The 19,624-nt window shown below is 61.1% G+C and carries 15 protein-coding genes and 1 pseudogene; 4 read left to right on the top strand and 12 right to left on the bottom strand.

Annotation, left to right across the window (positions count from 1 at the left end; genetic code table 11):
• Positions 1-41: 41 nt before the first annotated feature.
• Genes CKW25_RS17780 through hflK (CKW25_RS17765) form a run of 4 tightly spaced genes read right to left on the bottom strand, consistent with a single transcriptional unit; the run spans position 42 to position 5,996 of the window.
• Complete coding sequence (locus CKW25_RS17780) at positions 42-1,940, bottom strand: heavy metal translocating P-type ATPase (RefSeq protein WP_095081133.1); 1,899 nt, start codon at positions 1,938-1,940, stop codon at positions 42-44.
• Positions 1,937-2,995 carry a protease modulator HflK gene (gene hflK, locus CKW25_RS17775; protein ID WP_095081131.1) on the bottom strand — a complete coding sequence of 353 codons (1,059 nt, stop codon included), beginning with the start codon at positions 2,993-2,995 and terminating at the stop codon, positions 1,937-1,939. Before hflK (CKW25_RS17775) ends, CKW25_RS17780 begins: the two co-directional genes overlap by 4 nt.
• On the bottom strand, positions 2,992-4,035 hold the full coding sequence (hflC, locus tag CKW25_RS17770) for a protease modulator HflC (protein WP_095081129.1): 1,044 nt from the start codon (positions 4,033-4,035) through the stop codon (positions 2,992-2,994). The genes hflK (CKW25_RS17775) and hflC overlap by 4 nt, the downstream gene beginning before the upstream one ends.
• A complete protein-coding gene (gene hflK / locus CKW25_RS17765) occupies positions 4,032-5,996 on the bottom strand; it encodes a protease modulator HflK (RefSeq protein WP_095081127.1) in 1,965 nt (654 codons plus the stop codon). The genes hflC and hflK (CKW25_RS17765) overlap by 4 nt, the downstream gene beginning before the upstream one ends.
• A 213-nt stretch (positions 5,997-6,209) precedes the next feature.
• On the opposite strand from hflK (CKW25_RS17765), the pseudogene CKW25_RS17760 reads away from it, so the two are divergent.
• Positions 6,210-6,760, top strand: a pseudogene (locus CKW25_RS17760) (FAD-dependent oxidoreductase); the annotation flags it as partial.
• Between the two features lie 13 nt (positions 6,761-6,773).
• Here the strand turns inward: CKW25_RS17760 and CKW25_RS17755 are convergent.
• Complete coding sequence (locus CKW25_RS17755; protein WP_095081125.1) at positions 6,774-7,247, bottom strand: Lrp/AsnC family transcriptional regulator; 474 nt, start codon at positions 7,245-7,247, stop codon at positions 6,774-6,776.
• A 144-nt stretch (positions 7,248-7,391) separates the two neighbouring features.
• On the opposite strand from CKW25_RS17755, the gene CKW25_RS17750 reads away from it, so the two are divergent.
• The gene (locus tag CKW25_RS17750; RefSeq protein ID WP_095081123.1) at positions 7,392-8,021 is read left to right on the top strand and encodes a LysE family translocator; all 630 of its coding nucleotides are present in this window, start codon (positions 7,392-7,394) and stop codon (positions 8,019-8,021) included.
• 2 nt (positions 8,022-8,023) lie between these two features.
• On the opposite strand, the gene CKW25_RS17745 is transcribed toward CKW25_RS17750, so the two are convergent.
• The 7 genes from CKW25_RS17745 to CKW25_RS17715 all read right to left on the bottom strand — a co-directional run bounded on the left by CKW25_RS17745 (position 8,024) and on the right by CKW25_RS17715 (position 17,310).
• Positions 8,024-10,168 (bottom strand): hypothetical protein, encoded by a 2,145-nt coding sequence (locus CKW25_RS17745; RefSeq protein ID WP_095081121.1) that lies wholly within the window; start codon positions 10,166-10,168, stop codon positions 8,024-8,026.
• Positions 10,155-11,354 (bottom strand): DUF3142 domain-containing protein, encoded by a 1,200-nt coding sequence (locus CKW25_RS17740; protein WP_095081119.1) that lies wholly within the window; start codon positions 11,352-11,354, stop codon positions 10,155-10,157. The genes CKW25_RS17745 and CKW25_RS17740 overlap by 14 nt, the downstream gene beginning before the upstream one ends.
• Before the next feature lie 227 nt (positions 11,355-11,581).
• Positions 11,582-12,415, bottom strand: a complete 834-nt coding sequence (locus CKW25_RS17735; protein ID WP_095081117.1) for a bifunctional 2-polyprenyl-6-hydroxyphenol methylase/3-demethylubiquinol 3-O-methyltransferase UbiG — start codon at positions 12,413-12,415, stop codon at positions 11,582-11,584.
• Positions 12,409-13,563 carry an acyltransferase gene (locus CKW25_RS17730; RefSeq protein WP_095081115.1) on the bottom strand — a complete coding sequence of 385 codons (1,155 nt, stop codon included), beginning with the start codon at positions 13,561-13,563 and terminating at the stop codon, positions 12,409-12,411. The genes CKW25_RS17735 and CKW25_RS17730 overlap by 7 nt, the downstream gene beginning before the upstream one ends.
• A complete protein-coding gene (locus CKW25_RS17725) occupies positions 13,560-14,435 on the bottom strand; it encodes a bifunctional 2-polyprenyl-6-hydroxyphenol methylase/3-demethylubiquinol 3-O-methyltransferase UbiG (RefSeq protein WP_095081113.1) in 876 nt (291 codons plus the stop codon). The genes CKW25_RS17730 and CKW25_RS17725 overlap by 4 nt, the downstream gene beginning before the upstream one ends.
• On the bottom strand, positions 14,432-15,718 hold the full coding sequence (locus CKW25_RS17720) for a glycosyltransferase (RefSeq protein ID WP_095081111.1): 1,287 nt from the start codon (positions 15,716-15,718) through the stop codon (positions 14,432-14,434). The genes CKW25_RS17725 and CKW25_RS17720 overlap by 4 nt, the downstream gene beginning before the upstream one ends.
• The gene (locus CKW25_RS17715) at positions 15,712-17,310 is read right to left on the bottom strand and encodes a glycosyltransferase (protein ID WP_095081304.1); all 1,599 of its coding nucleotides are present in this window, start codon (positions 17,308-17,310) and stop codon (positions 15,712-15,714) included. Before CKW25_RS17715 ends, CKW25_RS17720 begins: the two co-directional genes overlap by 7 nt.
• 429 nt (positions 17,311-17,739) lie before the next feature.
• Here CKW25_RS17715 and CKW25_RS17710 point away from each other — a divergent pair, with 429 nt between their 5' ends.
• The gene (locus CKW25_RS17710; protein WP_095081109.1) at positions 17,740-18,654 is read left to right on the top strand and encodes a GDP-mannose 4,6-dehydratase; all 915 of its coding nucleotides are present in this window, start codon (positions 17,740-17,742) and stop codon (positions 18,652-18,654) included.
• On the top strand, positions 18,651-19,622 hold the full coding sequence (gene gmd / locus CKW25_RS17705) for a GDP-mannose 4,6-dehydratase (protein ID WP_095081107.1): 972 nt from the start codon (positions 18,651-18,653) through the stop codon (positions 19,620-19,622). Before CKW25_RS17710 ends, gmd begins: the two co-directional genes overlap by 4 nt.
• Positions 19,623-19,624 lie beyond the last annotated feature (2 nt).

Below are 19,624 nucleotides of genomic sequence, written 5' to 3'. Positions count from 1 at the left end.
CCGGAAGACGACAGACCGACATCCGCCGAGACGATCAAGCCCTACAGTTTGAGCAGTGGTTCTTGAAAGCGCAGCAAACGCCCGGCATTGCCCAACACCAGCAAGGTACTCAGGTTGTGCAAAATGGCGGCGATCATCGCACCCGCCGCGCCCAGCCAGCCGAATGCAGCGAAGGCCACGATCGCCAAGGTCCAGCCCAAGCCAATGATCACGTTCACTTGCAAGGTTCGTCGGCACTGGCGACTCAAACGGACACAGGTTCCCAACCGACGCAGGTCACTACCGATCAACACGATGTCAGCCGACGCCAGCGCGATGTCTGCACCGCCCGCCCCCATGGCCACACCAACCACACCCGCCTTGAGTGCCAGGGAGTCGTTGATGCCATCACCTACCACCATAGGCCGGAAGCCGGTATCGATTTCCGCAAGGACGCGGTTGAGTTTGTCTTCGGGCAGCGCCTGCGCTTCGACGTGACTGATGCCGACATCCTTGGCCAGGCTATGGGCGACACTGTGTCGATCACCGGTCAGCAACAACTGCCGGCCCAGCCCTAGCTCACGCAACTCATGCAAGGCAAAACGGGCTTCAGGCTTGACGCTGTCGGCCAGCAGCAACCAGGCCAGGAACCGCCCGTCCAGCGCCAGGCCGGCGATCGGGCCATCGTGCTCCGGTACCTTTGAGGTGGCAATCCCCAACTGTGCGAACAACTCTGGGCGACCGAGCGCGGCTTCCCCCTGCTCCGTCATCGCCACCACGCCCAAACCCTGACGTTCACGAATCTCCGTCAGCGGTAGAAATTGCTTCGTTTCCACCATTGCGGCCAACGCCCGGCTGACAGGGTGACTGCTGGCCGAGCCAAGGCTGGCGGCCAGGGTCAACAAGGTGCCTCGGTCCTCGACCGGACTGTCGATTGATTGCAGGCGCAGGGTGCCGAAGGTCAACGTACCGGTCTTGTCGACCACCAGGGAAGTCAGGTCCGCCAACTCTTCGAGGAATGCCGAACTGCGAATCAGAATACCGTGGCGTGCCGCTACCGCGATTCCGGCGATCGCCGTCGCCGGAGCGGACAACACCAATGCACAGGGACACGCGGCCACCAGCACCGCAAGCATGGCTTGTGCATCGTTGGTGGTAAACCAGGTCACCGCGGCCAGCAACAACACCAACACCATGTAACTACCGGCATAGCGCTCCAGTAAACGGGTGATCGGCGGTTTGGCGCGTTCGGCACTTTGCATCAGCGCAATGACTTTGCCCAGCGTGGACTCGCTGCCGGTGCGAGTCACTTCCAGACGCAACAAACCATCGAGGTTGATCGCACCACCGAACACCTGCATGCCGACACTGGCCTCAAGTGGCACCGACTCACCGGTAATCGGTGCAGTGTCCAGGCTCGCTTGCCCGGACAGTACCAGGCCATCGGCTGGCACCCTATCCCCGGCACGAACCTCAACCCTGTCACCGGCTTTCAGTTTGCCATTGTCGATTTCCACGATAGAACCATCGGCCTGAACCTGACGCGCGTGACTGCGAGTCAGCCGGCCGAGTGCGTGGATCGCCTCCTGGGAGCCAATCACGCTACGCTCTTCGAGCACATGGCCGAAGATCATGATGATCGGCAGCAACGCGGCGGTCAGCAGATCGCCAGTGGCCCAGGCGCCCATCATCGCCAAGGCGATCAATTGATCGGTGATGCCGTGCAGGCTTGGGTAACGCAGGCTGTACCAGGCCGAACGCATGACCGGCACCGCCACCAACAGCGAGGCGACACCGAGCAGCAATTGGCTGACGCCGGTTTGCTGCGGTGAAAGCCAGCGCCAGGTCAACCCCAGGCCGAGCAAGCCCAATGCAAGCATGGCCAGCGTCAGTTGGCGGGCGGCACTACGTTGCTCGACCGTGGTCAGCATGCTTGGCAGTGGGGCAGTGTGTGCTGTCATTGTTCAGCTCCCTGAATGATCAGGTGGGAATCATCTTTAGGGTTGATCGTCGTGACCGAACCGGCCTGGCCAAGAATTTTTGGCAATCGCTCGCGGTAGATCCGCAGGAGCATTTGCGGGTCAGTGCCCTGCTGCTGTGCCTGCGCCAGACTCGATACCGTGGCGGTATCCGTTGAGGCTTTGGCCAGTCGCTCACTGGCCTTGGCATAAGCGACTTGCAGCGTTCGGTCGGCTTGCTGGGTTGCGGTCTGAGTGAGCTTTTCGGCTTCGGTACGGGCATTGGCCACTGTTTTGTCCGCTTGCTGACTGGCCGTCAGTACCGCATTGAACGCGTTCACGGCCGGCGTCGGCAGACTTGACTGCACATCGACCCTGGCCACCTCGATACCCAATCCCTGCCCCGTTTCCGCCAACTCCGCCAAGCGCTGGTTGATGCCCTGAACCAGATCACCCCGCAGGCGCTCACGGCGCTCGGCGGCCTGACTGTCACTGCCGAGCAACTCCGGTCGGGCCACCAGAATGGTGTCCAGATCCCGCGCGGCTGTCAGCGCCACCGCGCTGCGTGTAACCAGACGGTCCAGCGCCGGCAGTACATGATCGCCCTGCAATACGAACGCGTAGGGCTCCGTCACTTTGTAAAACACCCTTACGTCCAGTTGAACCACACCAGCATCGCCCGTGAGCAAGTACCCGGAGCCGGCATACGCATCGCTCATGGGTGTGGCGAAACTGGCCGCCCGTTCTGCTTTCAGGGCCGCCTCGGAGCGCAGCAAGTTGTCCACCCGCCGCTCAATCACTCGATCCGCTGCCGGTAACAAAACCACCTGCTCAAACGGTCGCGGCCAGGCCAACAACAGCCCGGCATTCTGAATCCGATCCAGTGCGCCGAAGTGCAGCACCACCGCGCGATCCTGGGGGTCGATCTGCCGCACATTGGAAAATCCCCAAACCAGCGCCGCGAGCACCGTGACCCCATAGAGCGCGAAAAAGGTCAGACGCCCCGCTTGAATCCATGGGCTGTTAAGTTCCTGTGTTCCACGTGGAACCTCACTCATGGCTGCGACCCAGCCTTGCTTTCCAGAGTCGGCGGACCATCAACCAACACCCGGAAAGGTGCAGCATCGGTGCGCAAAATCAGCTGGGTACCGGGTGTGACGACCGTGCCCAGCGTGTCCAGTGAGCGCAGTAAGTTGTACAGCTGCGGCGAACTGGCGTAGGCCTTGCCATAAATGTCTGCCGCTTCGACCCGCGACTGGGCTTCGATATCCGCCGCCTTCACTGCGGCGTCGGCCTGAACAATCCGTGCATCGCGCTCGGCGGCGGAGCGGATCTGCGCCGCTTCGCGCTTACCAATGGCCGTGCGTTCAGTGGCGATGGTTTCACGCTCGGCGCGCATTCGGTCGACCGTCGCCGTGAGGGTCACCGATGGCAGGGTCAGCCGCTCAATGCCGACTTGCAGCACGCGCACGCCATAAGTCGATAACAACTGCTGCTCGATCTGCTTACGCAGTTGTGCCTCGAAATCGGCGATGCGCACCTGGCTGGCATCAGTGTTCACCAGGTTGGCCAGGTCGAAACTGCTGGCGCTGGTTTCCAGCGCCGATCCGACGAAGGTGCGAATCTGCCGCGCAGCCTCGTCAGGCTGGTTCTGCACCGCGCGCATGAAGCGCTGCACGTTGTCCGGGTCACTTTGCACCTGCCATGCCACATAGGCTTGTACGATGATCCGCAAACCATCACGCGTGCCTACATCCTGCAGGCCGCTGGAAGTGGTGCGTAACCGCAAGTCCACCGGGATCGCCGCCTCGAAGGGTGCCGGCCAACGCCAACTGAGGCCAGGTTCCAGCAACACCCGGGCCGGGTTGCCAAAGCGGGTGATCACTGTCGCTTCGCCAGAACGCACTTGCACCAGGCTGGCTGCCGCCACGGCAAACAACACCAGCACCGCCGCCCATCCCATGCGTCGCCACGGAAACGGTCCCGCCTCGCCCGGTTCGCCATGGTGATGATGGTGGTGGGAATGCCCACCATGACTGTGATCATGGCCCGCGTGGTCGTGATGATCATGGGACTCGTGGGAATGAGACGGGCTCAATGGACAACTCCTGGCTGAACAGTTTGACGAGACGGCGACGGATCTGCCGGTAACGTGAAGCTTCTTAAATCGATGGTCGGCGCAGTGCTACCACCCAGACGGTGATCAAGCACCAGCACTTTGGCGTTCGCCAGACCCTGGACCAATTGGGCCAGGTACTGCTCCAGAACAAAGGCCTGGCCCGCAGCCGCATAGGCTTTGCGCTCGGCCACAAATCGCAGGTCAACAGCCCGAGCGGTAGCGTTGATTTCGTAGGCTGTGGCCGATGCCTGATCATGGGCAAGACTGGCCTGCAGCTGCGCCTCGTTAGCCTGCTCCATCGCCGCACCACGCTCCCGGGAGATCAGTGCGCGCGCAGCAATCTGCGCCGCTTGCACTCCGTGGTAGGCATTGGCCGCGCCCGCTGGCGGGTGAATGGCTTCAACCACCGTGGCGAGGATTTCCACACCGCTGTCGAGTGCATGTAAGTCAGCCTGCACAGCTTGGCCAATGTCTTGCGCCAGACTGAGGCGATCTTCGCCGAGCAGCCCATCCAGAGTACGTGAGGCGAAATCGTGCACCAGGATCCGGCTAGCCGTGCTGCGAATCAGAGTCGGCACATCGGCATGGTTGTAGGTCGCAGCCAGGGCAGCTTGATCGGTCAGACCGATGCGATAGACGAAACGCACGTCCATGTTGACGACCTGAAAGCTCTGTTTATCGTTTCGGTTGCTGGCAATCACCTGGGACTTGTCATTGACATGACTGGCGTCCCATAACCGGTTGGCGATCATCGGTGCCGGACCTTCGGCAGGGTCAGGCACCGTGGATACCGGCGCGTCTCCCACGCTGGTGGCCAACTCGTGAACCACACCATTTTCAACACTCAACACCCGCCCCAGTGGCCAAGGCAAGCCTAAGTGCAACCCCGGCCCGAAAACCTCGACCGGCTTACCAAAGCGCTCGTAGATGCCCCGCCCTTGCAGCGGAATTTCATGAATCCCGGTCAACAACCACCCCACAAAAGCCACCACAGCCAGCACCGGTATAAACGCTCGGCGCATATAGCTGAAGGCCCAGATCTGTCGCAAGTCGATGCCGAACCGGTTGTGCAATTCATGCTCCAACGCCAGTAACGGCCGCGGTGGCCAGCGCAACATCTGCGCGACAAAACTGCGGGCCAACAACCTGGGCTCAAGCGAATCACGACAGGGACTGAACAGCGACAACACCGCGCGCAATAAAAATTCCGCCGCGACCAATACCGGTAGCGCACCGATCAAGACAGCCAGTCGTACAGGCCATACGAGCCCGTCACTGCTGAACAGCAGGCAAGCCGCACTGATCACCAGGCAGATGATCGCCACCCGTACAAGCTGCGCCAACTGCCCGGCCTCTGGCCATTGCTCAGAACCTTCCTGCGCCAGTTGCCGTTCGCCGACCAGTAAACCAAAGGCCAGTAACAAGGAGATCGATGCGCCGACGCTGGCCGAGAGGCCCAGTGCTGCAGTGGGCAACGTCAGGCTCCAGGCCAGGTCGATGCAGAACAACACCAGCAACCCCCACCCGGCCAGCCACAGGGTTGGCGCGCCGATCTGCCGCATCAAGTCCAGCCATCGGTCCCCCAGACGGGCCAACAGGCGCTCATACCAGCCCAGTTGCTCATTGGATGGGGCAGGGCCCTCCTCCAGCGCTGCCGTCGTCGGCGCGACCATTGCCCGTGTTCGCCACTGCGCCACCCACAACGCCGACTGCAAGCCGGCCACGACAATGATCAGTGCGCTGGCCTGATTGACCAGCAGGGGTACCCACAGCGATTGCGCTGTAAACAGCCCGACAAACGCTGCCAGCAACAATCCCATTGCCGCCAATGCCATCAGACCGATGGCCGCCAGCCTCAATCGCCTTGCATGAAACACAGCCTGCTGAAAACGCGGCAGTCCTTCGACGCTCGTCCCTTCGGCTTCCAGATCGACTTGCATAGCACCTCAGTACTTTTGATGGCTTGAACCGGGCCTGTGAAAACGAGATCAGACCGCTGCACGCACTGTATATCGTTACGATATAACGGTGTGCGTGAATATTTTGTTGAGGGCAGACCTCCGACCAAGACCTCGCAGGTACCGATGTCTTGACTCAATACTTTTGAAGGACAACTACCACGATCATGATATTGCCTGAGCACTACCAGCCTGGGGGCCCGGACGGAAATGAGCGCCAAGGACATCATCATTGCTACCGGTTCGCAGCCAATACCACTGCCCGGTGTGACCCTCGATAACCAGCGTATTCTTGATTCCACCGACGCCCTGTTACTCAGCGAAGTGCCCAGGTCACGGTGGTTGAATACCTGGAGCACATTTGTCCGGGTGTTGATGCTGAGGCGGGTAAGATCCTGCAACGTTCCCTCGGCTAACAGGGCATCACGCTCAAGCTCGGTTGGATAATCACGGCCACCACCACCTCCCCCACCGGGGTGCAATTAAGTGTAGAACCGACTACCGGTGGCGCGACGCAATTGATCGACACCGACTGCGGGTTGGTGGCTATCGGCCGGCGGCCATTTACCGACGGACTGGGCGTACACCTTGTGGCACCGAGCGTCAGTGAATTGATCGGCGAATACTGTGTCGCCATGGCGTTTTCAGCCTCGGCTGAAGATATCGCCCGGACCTGCCACCCACACCCGACGCGCTCCGAGGCATTGCGTCAGGCGACGATGAATATCGAAGCTCTAGCGATACAGACGCAACCTGGACTCAGGCCGGTAAATGCCCAAGCGGCAACGGCCCTGGGGTTTTCACCGTGTGGATCGCGAAGTTGCTGCGGATGTCACTCACCCCCGGCAACTTGAGCAGACTGCCGGTGAGAAAGCTCTCGTAGGCGCGTAAGTCAGGTACCACCACTTGCAACAGAAAGTCCGACTCACCCGACACCAGAAACGCCGAAATCACTTCCGGCAGCGCGGTCACCGCCAGGCGAAAAGCCTCGGCTTCTTCATCGTTGTGCCGTACGACCTTGACCCCGACGAACACCGTCAGCCCCAACCCGACTTCGTCACGGTCCAGGTTGGCCTGGTAGCCGCGAATCACCCCGGCCTCTTCCAGCATCCGTACCCGGCGCAAACATGGCGAAGCCGACAGGCCGATCTCGTCCGCCAATTGCACATTGCTCAGGCGTCCGTCGCGTTGCAGCGCGGCAAGAATTCGGCGGTCATAAGCATCCAGTTTCATGGTTTGGCAGTTCCTGACGGTTTTTTTGCATCGAATGGCAGAAGCTGCCAATTCTAGCGGCTTGTACGCTTCATTACGCAACCACCTGCCCTGCCCTTCGGCCCTAGACTTTGCTCACGTAATCGCAATCGAATGGGGTGTGACATGACGCAGCTCTGGCTGTTTTTCCTGGCGTTGGCCGTGGTCTATCTGCTGCCAGGTCCCGACATGATTCTGCTCCTGCAAACCGGCGCCAGACAGGGCAAGGCCGCCGCATTGGCCACCGCCATCGGCCTGGCGATCGCCCGGGGGTGTCACGTAGCACTCGCCGCGCTGGGCCTCGCGGCCCTGTTCAAAGCCGCGCCCTGGACCTTCGACATCGTGCGCCTGGCAGGTGCTGCGTACCTGTTGTGGCTGGGGATTCAATGCCTGCGCTCGAACATGCTGCCGAACCTGAACGCCGATGGCACCTGCGTGTCGAGACTGGACTGGCGCGAAGCAATCCAGCGCGGCTTGCTGACCAACCTGCTCAACCCCAAGGCCCTGCTGTTCTGTTCCGTGCTGTTACCCCAGTTCATCGACCCGCAAACCGGTCCGGTGCTGACGCAGTTCACGACCCTGGGCGGGGTGCTGGTGTTGGTCGGCCTGCTATTCGACAGTGCCTACGCGCTGATCGGCGCAGCGCTCGGACGCTGGCTGACACGCAGCCCGTCGGCGCAGCGCGTCCAGCAATGGCTGTTTGGCAGCCTGCTGATCGGTTTTGCGCTGCGCCTGACCTTTGCCCAGCAGGCGTGAACCTACCTGGCCTTGCGCTTATGGCGGTTGATCAGCCATAGGCCCAGCCCGGTAAACGCCAGCAAAGCGCCTATCTGCAGCCACGGCTTGTAAGGCCGTAATGCACTGCGTACCGGTGCCAGAGCCTGGGTTACATAACGTTTGTCGGCGCTCTGGAAATCGGGATAAGGACATTGATGACCGAAACTCACTGCCCAATCCACATACGGCCCTTCCTTCACGTAGCGTTGATAGAAGGCCTTCTCTTCCTCAAGGCTGGTGCCCCAACCGGCTGCGGCGCACAACACCGCGGCGAACGCCTGGCTGCTGTGCGGTAGCAAGTCAGCCGACTGGCTGGCCAAGCCCGTTGCGACGTAGCGATAGTGGAAGCGTTCATCCGGTTTGGCGGCGCTGGCCTGCTGACGTTGCACCTCCGCCTCGCTGATCAGCGGCCCGGCCTTGAGCTGCGGTGTTGCGAGACTGAAATTGCCGTCAAACGTGGCGTAATCCGGAGCCATTTCGTAGCCCAGCAACTCCATTCCATGGTTGCGTGCTATCGAGGCTGCGTTGAAATAGTTCTCCGCCCGACGGCTCGGCCACCACCCCGTCTCGGCGGCCTGACGCATGCGACCATACTCCCTGGCCACCCCTTGCATCAGCGGGTCCGCAAAATACTGAGGTGCCTCGTCGTAGCGCTCCTCCCGCAACAACCGCCGTCCGAGCAAATCCCGCAAGCGTGCAGCAACGGACAGCGGTACATAATCATCGCGCTCCTGCTGGGTCAGCGGCGCAGGTGCCGGTACCTGTTGATCGACGAACTGCTTGAGCTCGTCGACTGTCAGCACTCGTTCGGCCACCATTGCCGCATCCAGCCAATACAGGTCCTGGCTGCGGTATAGCTGCTCGAAAGCTTGCAGATAATCACCGCGCTCCAGCGCCAACAACGCACGCTCACCGTCAACCCGGCAGCCAGGCTTCAGGGTTTCATAGTCGCCATCCGAGGTGCCGCGATAGCCCCAGTCTTCGTCCTGCGGAAAGGCTTTGGCAGCGTTGGCGTAAGCACTCGCCGCCGCCGTCTTGTCGCCATTGCGCAACGCCATTTTAGCCCGCAGCCACCAGGCCAGGCCGCCATCGCCTGCGTGCTCAAGCAGGGTTTGAGTGCTGGCGTAGTCGCCAATCTGATAATTGAGCGCGGCCAGGCGATCCGCGTTCTCCAGGCTGCCCGTGGTACTGCGCACCAGCACCTTGATCATCTTCTGCTCCGCCGGCGGTTGTTCACCGTAAGACCAGCCGACATGGCTGATCAGGGCTGCGGTGACCAGGTGCTGAACGGCCTTGCCCTTGAGCAGTTCGCTCAGTTGCGCCTCAGGCATTGCATTGAGCTCTTCCACCAACTGCTTGAGGGAGCTGTAGCCCACGGGCGAACCTTGCCGGCTCTGGGTCGCGTACAACTCGATGGCACTGTTCCAGTCCCCTGCCTGACGCACCAGTCGTGCCTCTTCGCCAAGGCTGGCGATGCCCAACTCCAGCGGGTCGCTGAAGCCGTCGATGCTCAGCTGACGCGCTTGCACAAAGGCCTGTCGCGCCTGCTGCAGAATGTCCCGGCGACCGCCAGCATCGAGCTCGCTGGCCGCTTGGCCGACAGCGAACAGCGCTCGACCCAGCGAGTACGCAGCCCAGGTGCTGCGCAGCGCACGCTGGTCGGCCGGCAGCGCCAGCACCTGACGAAAATATTCCGCCGCCACGCCTGGCTCGCCCGCGTTGAACGCCACGGCACCCGCGGTGTACAGGCTCAGTTCCGGTGGTAACGCGACGCCTTCGGCCTGTACCTGTTGTGCGCTTTGCAGCCTGCGCAGCTGCGCCACTTGCGTACGTTGAACGTCGCTCAAGCCCTGCTGTTCGGCGAGATTTCGGGCTTGCACATGAGGATCTTCATCACTGCCGTAATCAGTGTTGAAGGTGCTTGCCAACGCCGGCTTGAGGCCAGCAATGGCTTTACCCAGGCGATTGACCTCGAACTGGAAACTGCCCTCCGGCAACTCTCCCAGGGTCTGCGCCCGGTCACTTAGCAAACGCAGCGGAAAATCCGGCCCGCAGGCCATGGCCGTACCCAAAGGCAGGCAGAGGCCGAGGGCAAGCAAATGACGCGGCCAGTTACGGGAAAACATGTGAGCCTCCTTGATCAATAGTTACGCAGCGGGCCCATCCCAGGGTGCGTTCGGCACCGGCTGGCAATCGGCCGTCCTTGAGACGGGTAAAACCGAGCACACCCGATGTCAGTTGCACGGTGTAGCCGTTGAGTGCATCAAACCCGTCGCACTGGGTCGCCGGCAACGTCACACGCTCCGGCAATGCCGCGTCGAGGTTGCCGGTGTTGCTCACGACGATGTCGTACAGACCGTCGTGGCTGGAAAGGTTCAGCGCCAACTCACTCTGCAGTCGATCACCCCGCGCCACCGCACCCAAGGTCGAAAGGCTCCAGGCGCGCCGGTCGCCCTTGAGCGGCAGGCGAAACCAGATCAACCCGGCCAGATGGGATGGAGGCTCGGCACGCAACTGACTGGCGAGGGTCGACAGTTGGCGCGGGTCGGCCAACAGTTCGCGACGCTGGCCAACGCGCTCGATGGGCACTTCGCTTTCAATCAACGGCGCCCCGCCGTCACCGGGTAGCAATGCAATACCGTAGGCTGGCAGTGCCAGATAAAAAGGCTTAGTGGTGATTCGGCTCCAGCGCTCGGCCCACTCCCGGGCCTGCACGGGGTCGAACAAACCACGCTCAGGACGACTGACGGCATGCACCTGCAACACACTGCTGTCGACCGCCGCCAGCAGCGGCGCAAGCTCAGGGCTGTCCAGCCAGGCCGGCAAGGCGGTGATACTCAGTTTCAATGACGCCGGCAGGACATTGCGCAAGCCAACGAGGAACTCACGATAGTCAGGCAACCGCGCCGTACCCGCATCGTGGTCTATCTCAACGCCGGCCAGCGTCAGCCCCTGAGCCTGCCATTGGGCGACCACGCGCTGGACCTGCGCCATGGCTTCGGCTTGATCCAGATGCTTGAGCTGACCATCGAGCCGGATGACCGCGATCAGTGGACGGCCATCATCCTTCAACAACGCTGGATTGATCTGTGCCCGGCGCCAGCCGGTTTGCGGGTACGCCTGCAGGGCCAGTACCCGCAGGGTGGAAAAGTCCTGGCGCGATTGAGCCAGGGCATCTTCGTGGGCCTCCGTCCATTGACGCTGCCAGATGTAGAGCTGTTGGTCGAGGGGCGGTGCGTCCTGTTGCTGGCAACCGCCGAGCAGCACGGCGGTGAACACTAGCGCGCAACGGCGCAAAAAAGTCGCTGACATAAAGGCCTGTGGCTGAGGTCATCCCTAAACGCAAAAAGGGCCTCTGAGGGTAATGCCAGTCAGTTAAGCGAACTCAACCCTTGTAGGAGCGAGCGCGCTCGCGATGGACTCAAGGACAGCGCGTTTAATCAGAAAGCACGCGTTATCGTTAACGTCCATCGCGAGCACGCTCGCTCCTACAAGACTGGCATTAGCCTCTCAGGGCCCTTGTTGCTCAGCGCGTCAGCCTACTCAGCCAACGGCTTGCGGGCAATGATCACCTGACTTTTCGCCACGACGCCATCCAGTGCCTGCTTGATCTGCGCACCGCGCGGCGAATCCAGGACCGCCTGCCAGGTCTCGGCCCAGTGATTGAGCAACGGGTGATCGGGGTTACTGAAATCGACCTTGGCCTCCCAGAACAGCAGCATCCACAGCGACCAGTAAAAGCCGTACTGGCTGTGGCTGATCACGTCGAGACCGGCATCGCCGACCATCTGCTTGAACTGATCTTCGCTGATGATGCGGATGTGGTTGGGCTTCTGGAAATACTCGGCAGCGGCGATATCTTTCTGCAAATCTTCGGAACTTGGATGCGGGACGCTGAGCAGATACAACGCACCAGGCTTGCCCACGCGCACCAGTTCGGCGAGGAACTGTGCCGGGTCATCGACGTGCTCGATCACCTCGGTGGACACTACCCGTGTCGCCGTGCCATCGGCAATCGGCAACGGTGCGCAATCGGTGACGTGGCACTCGACGCTCGGGGCGATGGTGTCCGCCAGCCGCAAGCGGGTCGCCTCGACCTTGGCCGCATCGATGTCGGCGATGATGATCTTCGCCCCACGAGTGGCGCAGAAATGCACGTTGCCGCCGTCACCGCAGCCGACATCCAGCAAGGTGTCGTCGGCGGTCACCGGGAAGCCGGTGAACAACTCGCCGGTTTGCTGATTGAACCAACCGCTCAGGACTGCGTCGCGCAGGCCCAGCATGTAGGGGTCAGCCTTGGCTGCGGGCGCCTCTGGCGGTACGGGCATGGGGGCGGGAGCACCCGCCGTGAGTTTCTTCAACAGGCTCAGCATGTGGTGACTCCAGGGGCCGTGATAGCCGTTGGGGAAGCGTTCAGGCGTGCAATCAGGCGTGCACCGTGGTTACGCATGGGTAGCTCGATGAATCGGTAGTTGAGTTCGCTGAGCACAACGACCAGCGTCACTGAGCAGAACAGGATCGACACTGGATGGCTCAACGCAGGCGACAACCCCATGGGTTCAAGGCGGAACCAACACTCGCGGACCAACAGGTACGCCGGAATGTGCGTCAAGTACATCGCATAGGAGCGACTGCCAACCCAGGTCAGCAGCGTCTTCAGCCGGCCCCGTGGCCACAGGTAATCGCGGTTGTAAGAGGCGATCCAGACCAGCACCGCACAGAGCACCGCGATTGCCCCAATGCGGTAGCGGGTCAGGGAGAATTGATCCGTCGCCAGCACGCTCAAGGCCGCCCCGATGCCGAGTAACACCAATGGGCCGAGCCAGGCACGCCGCAGAAACGTCGGCTCCCATCGCCCATAGCCAGGCCGCGCACTCCACAACGCCAGCAACACCCCGAGTGCCAGTGCGTCGGTTCTGATCACCATCAGCAGCGGGTCGCGAAATGTCAGCAACTGTGCCGCGACCAGCGCCAGTAATGCCCATGCCAGATGACGCCGAAAGATCAGCGCCAGCAATGGCAACAGCAGATAGAACTGTTCTTCGAGGGACAGGCTCCAGTAGACGAAACTGGCCCCGTACTCGTAGGTGAAGAAGCTGTCGGCGAACCTGAAATTGGCAATCTGCAGGAAGCCCGCCAGCGTTGCCATCAGGTTGGCATGCAACGTACCAAACACCCCGGACTGGTTGAGATACAGGCTGCACAACAAGATCAGCAACAGCCACAGCCAGCCCGACGGCAGCAAACGAAAGGCCCGGCGAATCCAGAAGTTGCGGGTCTGTTCCCAGTATTCCTGGCGCGAGCGGCAACCTCGCAACTCCGGTATCAGGCTACGGGCAATGACAAAGCCCGAGATGGCGAAGAACAGGTCCACGCCCCACCAGAACTGCCCACGTAGCGCGAGATGCTCAAGCAGAGGCTGCGACCCCGGAAACAGGCTGCCTTGCAGGTGATGAAACAACACACCGAGCACGGCGATGGCACGCAGCAGTTCAATGTCCATGATCCGCTTGTGGGTCATGATCGCTCCTGCGAAGTCACCGGTTTGCGCGCAATGATCACTTGGCTCTTGGGCATGAACCCGTCCAGCAGTTGCTTGATCGCCAGCCCGTCGGGTTGTGCCAGCAAGTCCTGCCAGGTACGCGCCCAGCTTTCCATCAACGGCGGGTATGGCGGCTGGATCCTGTCACGCACCGCACCGCCCAGGTCGCGACCGGCCGCTCGTTCGCTGGCCCAGAAGAAGATCATGCCCATGACCCAGAAAAAACCGGTGGCCTGCCGGTGCTCGATCACCAGGCCGGCGTCTTCGACCAAGGCGGCGAAGCGCTCATGGGAAAAAATCTGCACATGATTGGGCGACTGAAAGTAGCCTGCCGGCGCGATGCCCTGTTGCAAGTGTTCACCCACCGGAGCGGGCACACTGAGCAGATACTGGGCACCAGGACGCCCCATGCGCACCAGTTCCGCCATGAACTGCTCAGGGGTATCGACGTGCTCCAGCACTTCCATGCACACCACTTTGCTCGCACAACCGTCGGCCAAGGGCAGCGGCAGGCTGTTGCTGACCAGGCCGAGAGACGGAGCCTGGGTCTGGGCATTCACCTGACTAGCCAGATCACGCACCTTGTCGTGTTCACTGTCGGTAAAGATCACGGACGCGCCCTGGCGCACGGCAAACAGGGTCGCCACGCCTTCACCACAACCGACGTCCAGCAGCGTGTCCTCGGCGGTAATGGCAAACCCCTTGAGCAACTCACCTGTATCGCCCTGGAACCAGCCATCGAGCACCGCGTCGGTCAGCCCGCAATCGCGGGGCGACACTGCGCTGACCGGAGCAGTCACCGGGGCGGGCACGGGCGCCGGACGCAACCAGCGAAGCAATCGAGCCATCATGCCGGGGTCGTTTCCCGGGCCAGCACTGTCGTGAAAAACTCCCGAAGCCGTTGTTCGGTGCTGGCCTGGCTGCAGAATTGCTCAAGCTTGTTCACCGCATGGACCGACATGCGCGCATAACGCGCCTCATCGTTCCAGGCCACATCAAAGCTGGCCTTGTAGGCCGAGCACAATGAATCCCAATTCGTGATGTAGCGCAGCGTCCGGTAAGCCGCGCGCGGATCGTGAGGCCAGGCAGTGAGCTCGTCCGTCGATTCGACGATGAAGCTGTTCTCACTGTCGATGTAGTCGCCCATCGCGGTATTGCAGGGGGCAATGGCCGGTTTACCGCAAGACATGAACTCCATCAGGGGCAGGCACTGCCCTTCGCCAAACGAACTGTTGACCACATAGCTGGTGGCTTCCACCAGGCGTTCGTAGTCCGCGTCGGTGAGAAATCCGTGAATCAGGACAATCCGGCAGCGATAGGACTGGTTTTTATAGAGGTGATGCAGCATGTCATTCAACGCATCGGCGATATCGTGGTGCGTCAACTTCAACACCAGGGTGGCGTCCGGCGTATCGCGGAACGTGGTGCAGAACGCGCTGAGCATGTCCTGCCAGTTTTTCCGGCCATCGTAAGGGTTGAACACCGAGGTATAGATCACGCCATCGAGCACCAGTTGGCAGTCGCGCACCGGTCCGTCGAACACCACCGCCTGACCTTCACACGACGCCTCGGGGCCATAGGGGCGTAAGTCGAGGGTACGGCTGTCGATCAGCAGGCCACGCAAGTTGAGCGTGACCTGTTCGGCCCGGGGCTTTTGGTCCAGGCCCTGGCGACGTCCGGAAAACCGGTCCCACACCGGCGCCGGGATGGCACTGACGGGATAGTCCGCGCCCATCGCATCGCGTACGGCCTTGACCGTAAAGCTGGAGTGAGTAATCGCCGCACCCGATGCAGCCAGTACCACCCGCCAATCGTGGCGTGGCTCGTTATGCCAGGTGTCGGTGGGAATGGTGCTGAACTCCCAGGCAAACACCGGGATGGTCGGGCAGACATAGTGCATCGGCGTGCGATGGGGGGGCGAGAAGGACAGGAAAATGCACGCCTCGCCACGGCGTTGGCAATCCACATACAAGCGGTCGACCAGTTCGTCGGGATTGCTGACCTCGATGACTTGCCCCAGGCGCTCCAGTACCGGGCGGAACTCCTTGAGCACAAAGTAGTAGCTGTACTCCGGGCGCCCAAGGTTCTGCACGATGTTACTTTTGTTGGTTTCCGAATGAATGATGATCAGCATGGTGCTGTGCCCGCCACGGCGGCAGCAGGTGCCGGCCTACTCTGGGTTGTCGGGGTCGGCTCGAAGAATTCCTTCAACCGTTGTTGCACGACGTTGAAACTGCAGTAGTCCGCCATGCGCTGGCTGGCCGCGGCAGACATCGCCTGGTAGCGCTCCGGCTGCTCTTTGGCGACCCGGTAGCTGTTCTGGTAAGCGTTTTTCAGCGAGCCCCAATCGGGTCGATGACGCAAGGTGCGGTACAGGATGCGCGTGTCCTGCGGCCATACCGCAGGCTCCTGGCTGGACTCAACGATAAAGGCCACGCGCTCATCAATGTAGTCCTGCATCGCCGTATGCGCCGGCGCAATCACCGGTTTGCCACAGGCCATGAACTCCATCAGCGGCAGACACAAGCCTTCGCAGCGGGACGCGTTGACGTAGAAACTGGCCGCACCATACAAGCGGGCGAACTGCTGGTCGTCCAGGTAGCCGTGCATGACCACCACTCGGCAGGAGAACGGCGACAACTGCGACAACAGGGTCAGCATTTCGACGTAATAGGAGGACAGGTCGCTCTGGGTCATCTTCAACACCAGCGTGGCGTCCTCGGCATCACGCATGGCCCAGCAAAAGGCCGTGATCAGTTGGTGCCAGTTCTTGCGGCCGTCGTCAGGATTGAACACGCTGACGTAGACCACGCCATCGACCCGGGTCTCCACCCGTTCGGTGGTGTCCGGCAGGTTGGCTTGGGGATGCGGCTGCGCAGACAGCGGTTCGACCGCCTGCGGTGGCTTAGGCCGAACCTGGGCAATCAAGCCCCGAAGGCGCTCGGGCAACAAATCACGAAAGCCTTCACCGTAGGCCTGGTGCAGGTAGTGCCGGAAAATGAACAACCGCCGAGACAGCGACTGGCCAGCGGACTCGCGTAGACTCTCGCGCAGATAGTGTTTGCCAATGAAAAGCCGGCGGCGCCAGGTCAGGGGGGGTGCCTGGGCGATGGTTTCCGACTCCACCAATGGTCGGGGTTCTGGTTCCGGGATGATCGGTGCAACCAGGCCATCGGCTGAAAGGCCGAGTGCACGGCTGTCGATGAGGCAACCGATGGTCTGCAAGGTCGCGCCCGGATTGATCGGGGCACTCGGGTACTGGTCGCGCACGCTGGCGAAGGTTTCCCACAGCGGTGTGGGCAAGACCAGTACCGGGAAGTCCTCCCCCAGCGCTTTGCGTACGGCCTGTGCGGTATGGCTGGACAAGGTGATGACCCGGCCTTGCCTGGCCAGTGTGCGGCTCCAGTTCTGCCGCAGGTCGTTATCCCAGTGCTCGTCGGGGATCGAGTCGAACTCCCAGGCAACCACGCAGAGCGTTGGGCAATGCAGGTCGGCGGGCGTCTTGTGGGGCGGTGCAAATGAAAGGAACAGGCTTTCTTCGCCCTCGTCTTGAAGGCGTCGATAGAGTGGGTCGACCTCACCGATCGAATCAACCACATGAACCCGTCCAAGGCTCTCAAGGACCGGACGATAGGCCTTGAGGACGAAGTAATAGCTGTATTCGGGACGGCCGAGACTCTGGCTGATCGAGCGGTCGTTCACGTCTGAATAAAGAATGAAATTCATGGCATCCCACGATGAAACCGCCATCCCGGCAGCCTCATTCTTATGACGGTCCAGCCATGAATCGAACCCGGCATACCGGTATTCGTCCATCGTCTGTATGCCCGTCTACGTTCTTGTTTTTGTGGTCAGCTTCGCAGGGTCGGATAACCCGCGAGCTGATCGCTGGGCAATCGTGCTGAGGGGCATTCTAAACACATCCGTTGGGGATTCGTGAACAGCTGCACGAGAATAAATAGAGCGACTCTGACGAGAACTCACCAGTCACGTTCGGACCTGTTGAAATTGCCGCGCAATTGGCACAGATTGACGTCCAAACAACTACAACAAAATCTTCGCATACCCGATTTGCCCGAGAAAGCAGCACTGCTTTCCGGTTTTAGCCAGCAAAGACTGGGGATTGCCGAAGTTTGCCTACTTGGGGGCTATTGCTTGAAAAAGCGTCTGTTCGTTACAGGTCTGAGTGGATTTGTAGGCCGTCACATCCAATCGCGCCTGAAGGCGACCGATTCGGATTGGGAACTGCTGCCCGTTGCCTCTCGCTATGACCTGCGCGAGCCAAAGAGCCTCGAGGGCTTGTGGCCAGAACTCCCTGACGCGGTGATCCATCTTGCGGGGCAGACCTTTGTTCCCGAAGCCTTCCGTGACCCGGCCAATACCTTCGAGGTCAACCTGCTCGGGACACTGAACCTGTTGCAAGCGCTCATGGCGCGCGGCTTCAACGGTACCTTCCTGTATGTCAGTTCCGGCGATGTCTACGGCCAGGTCAGCGAGAGCGCCCTGCCGATCGACGAACATCAGCCACCCTGCCCGCGCAACCCCTATGCCGTGAGCAAGCTCTCGGCGGAAATGCTCTGCCTGCAATGGGGCATGACCGAAGGCTGGCCGGTAATGATCGCCCGCCCCTTCAACCACATCGGCGCCGGGCAGGCAGACAGCTTCGTGATCGCCAGCGCCGCGCGACAGATCTGCCGGATCAAACAGGGCCTGCAAGTGCCTGAGCTGGAAGTCGGCGACATCGATGTGACACGCGACTTTCTCGATGTCCACGACGTGGTGTCCGCCTACTTCGCATTGCTTGCACGCGGTGTGCCCGGGCAGGTCTACAACATCTGCTCCGGGGTCGAGCAAAGTATCCGTGGCCTGATCGAGCAATTGGCCGATCTGGCCCAGGTCGATGTGCAACTGATTCAAGACCCTGCGCGCCTTCGCCGCGCAGAGCAGCGCCGTGTCTGTGGCAGCCATGCCAAGCTGTACCAGGCCACAGGGTGGGCACCTGAACTTACAACACAACAATCCTTGCGGGCGATCCTGTCCGACTGGGAGTCACGGGTACTACAAGAATGACAAAAAGTGCATTGATCACAGGGATCACCGGTCAAGACGGCGCCTACCTGGCCAAGTTGCTGCTCGACAAGGGTTATCAGGTCTACGGCCTGGTCGCACGGCGCAGCACCGACTCGCGTTGGCGATTGCGCGAAATGGGCGTCGAAGGCGATATTCATTATCTGGACGGCGACATGGCCGACGCCTGCTCGGTGCAGCGCGCGGTGATCAAGTCAGCACCTGACGAGGTCTACAACCTGGCGGCACAAAGCTTTGTCGCGGCCTCCTGGAGTCAACCCGTGACCACCGGGATCGTCGATGGCCTGGGCGTGACCCATCTGCTCGAAGCCATCCGTCAATTCAGCCCGCACACCCGTTTCTACCAAGCCTCGACCAGTGAAATGTTTGGCCTGATCCAGGCCGAACAGCAGGACGAAAATACCCCCTTCTATCCGCGCAGCCCTTACGGTGTCGCCAAGCTTTATGGCCACTGGATCACCGTGAACTACCGCGAGAGTTTCAACCTGCATGCCAGCAGCGGCATCCTGTTCAATCACGAGTCGCCGCTGCGCGGGATCGAATTCGTGACCCGCAAAGTCACCGACGCCGCTGCCCGGATCAAGCAGGGAAAACAGCAGGAACTGCGCCTGGGCAACATCGATGCCAAGCGCGACTGGGGCTTTGCCGGCGACTATGTCGAGGCCATGTGGTTGATGCTGCAACAGGACAAGGCCGACGACTTTGTGGTCGCCACGGGCGTCACCACGACAGTGCGTGAGATGTGCCAGATTGCCTTCGAACATGTCGGTCTCAATTACCGCGACTTCGTGAAGATCGACCCGGCGTTTTTCCGTCCGGCCGAAGTCGACGTGCTGTTGGGTAATCCGGCCAAGGCACAGCGGCTGCTGGGCTGGAAACCAAAAACCGATTTGCAGACCCTGATCCGCATGATGATGGATGCGGACATGAAACGCGTCGCCAAGGAGTAGGC

Origin of the sequence: Pseudomonas sp. Irchel s3h17, from assembly GCF_900187505.1 — a bacterium.
Lineage (GTDB): Bacteria > Pseudomonadota > Gammaproteobacteria > Pseudomonadales > Pseudomonadaceae > Aquipseudomonas.
The sequence above is the reverse complement of the archived record's forward strand: the minus strand, read 5'-3'. Positions and strand labels throughout refer to the sequence as shown.

Excerpts from the sequence above, each read along its gene's own strand:
- CKW25_RS17780 (WP_095081133.1), bottom strand. The coding sequence starts at position 1,940 with ATGACAGCACACACTGCCCCACTGCCAAGCATGCTGACCACGGTCGAG.
- hflK (WP_095081131.1), bottom strand. The coding sequence starts at position 2,995 with ATGAGTGAGGTTCCACGTGGAACACAGGAACTTAACAGCCCATGGATT.
- hflK (WP_095081127.1), bottom strand. The coding sequence starts at position 5,996 with ATGCAAGTCGATCTGGAAGCCGAAGGGACGAGCGTCGAAGGACTGCCG.
- CKW25_RS17755 (WP_095081125.1), bottom strand. The coding sequence starts at position 7,247 with ATGAAACTGGATGCTTATGACCGCCGAATTCTTGCCGCGCTGCAACGC.
- CKW25_RS17750 (WP_095081123.1), top strand. The coding sequence starts at position 7,392 with ATGACGCAGCTCTGGCTGTTTTTCCTGGCGTTGGCCGTGGTCTATCTG.
- CKW25_RS17745 (WP_095081121.1), bottom strand. The coding sequence starts at position 10,168 with ATGTTTTCCCGTAACTGGCCGCGTCATTTGCTTGCCCTCGGCCTCTGC.
- CKW25_RS17740 (WP_095081119.1), bottom strand. The coding sequence starts at position 11,354 with ATGTCAGCGACTTTTTTGCGCCGTTGCGCGCTAGTGTTCACCGCCGTG.
- CKW25_RS17735 (WP_095081117.1), bottom strand. The coding sequence starts at position 12,415 with ATGCTGAGCCTGTTGAAGAAACTCACGGCGGGTGCTCCCGCCCCCATG.
- CKW25_RS17730 (WP_095081115.1), bottom strand. The coding sequence starts at position 13,563 with ATGACCCACAAGCGGATCATGGACATTGAACTGCTGCGTGCCATCGCC.
- CKW25_RS17725 (WP_095081113.1), bottom strand. The coding sequence starts at position 14,435 with ATGATGGCTCGATTGCTTCGCTGGTTGCGTCCGGCGCCCGTGCCCGCC.
- CKW25_RS17720 (WP_095081111.1), bottom strand. The coding sequence starts at position 15,718 with ATGCTGATCATCATTCATTCGGAAACCAACAAAAGTAACATCGTGCAG.
- CKW25_RS17715 (WP_095081304.1), bottom strand. The coding sequence starts at position 17,310 with ATGAATTTCATTCTTTATTCAGACGTGAACGACCGCTCGATCAGCCAG.
- gmd (WP_095081107.1), top strand. The coding sequence starts at position 18,651 with ATGACAAAAAGTGCATTGATCACAGGGATCACCGGTCAAGACGGCGCC.